1 protein-coding gene is annotated in these 1,348 nt (G+C 50.4%); it reads left to right on the top strand.

Annotated elements, in window-relative coordinates; genetic code table 11:
• A partial coding sequence (locus tag D1Z90_RS20600; protein ID WP_198419281.1) for an Ig-like domain-containing protein occupies positions 1–1,348 on the top strand: 1,348 nt, incomplete at both ends.

The raw sequence follows: 1,348 nt of genomic DNA, 5'->3' as shown, positions 1-1,348 counted from the left end.
ACTGTCACAGACACAGAAGGTTATTCAGTCGACACTGAAATGACCAACACGGCCATCACGTTAGATGAAAACATCACGGCGGATGACATCATTAACGCAGCAGAAGCCGGGCTACAAATCCCAGTCACGGGTAAAGCGAGCGGCGATTTCCAAACCGGTGACACAGTGACGCTGACGGTGAACGGTAAAATCTTCACTGGCCCAGTGGATGTCGATGGTAACTTCAGTATTAACGTACCGGGCGTTGATTTAGCCGCCGATCCAGATACGACCATTGAAGCCTCTTTAGCAGCGACTGATGCAGCTGGTAATACGGCCACAGTGACCGACAGCGAAGGTTATTCATTAGACTTATCCGTTAATGCAGCCATTAATCTAGATACTGAAATTACCGCAGACGACATCATTAATGCGGCAGAGCAAAGCCAATCTATTCCAGTGACGGGTAAAGCGAGCGGCGATTTCCAAACCGGTGATACCGTGACGCTCACGGTGAACGGTAAAACCTTCACCGGCCCAGTGGATGTTGATGGTAACTTCAGTATTAACGTGCCGGGCGCTGATTTAGCAGCTGATCCAGATACGACCATTGAAGCTTCGCTAGCGGCAACCGATGCGGCAGGTAACAGCACAACCGTCACAGACACCGAAGGTTATTCAGTCGACACCGAGATGACCAACACCGCGATTACGTTAGATGAAAACATCACTGCGGATGACATCATTAACGCAGCAGAAGCCGGGCAACAAATTCCAGTCACGGGTAAAGCCTCAGGCGATTTCCAAACCGGCGATACCGTGACGCTGACGGTGAACGGTAAAATCTTCACGGGCCCAGTGGATGTTGATGGTAACTTCAGTATTAACGTACCGGGCGCAGACTTGGTAGCAGATGGCGACAAAGTGATTGATGCTTCGCTAGCAGCAACCGATGCGGCAGGTAACAGCACAACCGTCACTGACACAGAAGGTTATTCAGTCGACACTGAAATGACCAACACGGCCATCACGTTAGATGAAAACATCACGGCGGATGACATCATTAACGCAGCGGAAGCGGCGCAACAAATCCCAGTCACGGGTAAAGCGAGCGGCGATTTCCAAACCGGTGACACAGTGACGCTGACGGTGAACGGTAAAATCTTCACTGGCCCAGTGGATGTCGATGGTAACTTCAGTATTAACGTACCGGGCGTTGATTTAGCGGCTGACCCAGATACGACCATTGAAGCCTCTTTAGCAGCGACTGATGCAGCTGGTAATACGGCCACAGTGACCGACAGCGAAGGTTATTCATTAGACTTATCCGTTAATGCAGCCATTAACCTAGATACTGAAATCACCGCAG

The sequence above is a fragment of the Motilimonas pumila genome (genome assembly GCF_003596335.1).
Lineage (GTDB): Bacteria > Pseudomonadota > Gammaproteobacteria > Enterobacterales > CBDFNC01 > Motilimonas > Motilimonas pumila.
Note: the sequence above shows the minus strand (reverse complement) of the source record. Positions and strands in the feature narration are given on the sequence as shown.